At 68.6% G+C, this 847-nt stretch carries 1 protein-coding gene; it reads right to left on the reverse strand.

Annotation, left to right across the window (positions count from 1 at the left end; all coding sequences use genetic code 11):
- The coding region (cysD, locus tag JK359_RS38515; RefSeq protein WP_201844391.1) for a sulfate adenylyltransferase subunit CysD at positions 1 to 847 on the reverse strand (847 nt) is incomplete at both ends.

Consider the following 847-nt stretch of genomic DNA (forward strand, 5'->3'; position numbering starts at 1 on the left):
TAGAAGTACCCCTCGCGCTTGCGGTCTTCCATGGCGGCCTCGGACAGCTTGTCGTCGGCGCGGGTCGCACCGCGTTCGGTGAGCCGGGAGGCGGCGATCTCGGTGATCACGGCGTCCAGCGTGGTCGCCTCGGAGTCGACGGCGCCGGTGCAGGACATGTCACCGACGGTGCGGTAGCGCACCCGGCGCTTCTCGACGGTCTCGCCGTCCTTGGGGCCGCCCCAGTCGCCGGCGGTCAGCCACATGCCGTTGCGCCGGAACACCTCGCGTTCGTGTGCGAAGTAGATCTGCGGCAGCTCGATGCCCTCGCGGTCGATGTACTGCCAGACGTCCAGCTCGGTCCAGTTGGACAGGGGGAAGACGCGGACGTGCTCGCCGGGGGCGTGCCGGCCGTTGTACAGGTTCCACAGTTCGGGGCGCTGGCGGCGCGGGTCCCACTGGGAGAACTCGTCCCGCAGGGAGAAGACGCGTTCCTTGGCGCGGGCCTTCTCCTCGTCGCGCCGGCCGCCGCCGAAGACGGCGTCGAACTTCTCCGACTGGATCTTCTCGGTCAGGGGGAGGGTCTGCAGCGGGTTGCGGGTGCCGTCGGCACGTTCCTTGAGCACACCGCGGTCGATGTAGTCCTGGACGGAGGCCACGTGGAGGCGCAGTCCATGTGCGGCCACCACACGGTCGCGGTACTCGAGGACCTCGGGGAAGTTGTGTCCGGTGTCCACATGCAGCAGCGAGAAGGGGATCGCGGCCGGCGCGAACGCCTTCAGTGCCAGGTGCAGCATGACGATCGAGTCCTTGCCACCGGAGAACAGGATCACCGGCCGCTCGAACTCCCCCGCCACCTCACGGAAGA

Source organism: Streptomyces actinomycinicus (assembly GCF_016741775.1).
GTDB classification, from domain to species: domain Bacteria; phylum Actinomycetota; class Actinomycetes; order Streptomycetales; family Streptomycetaceae; genus Streptomyces; species Streptomyces actinomycinicus.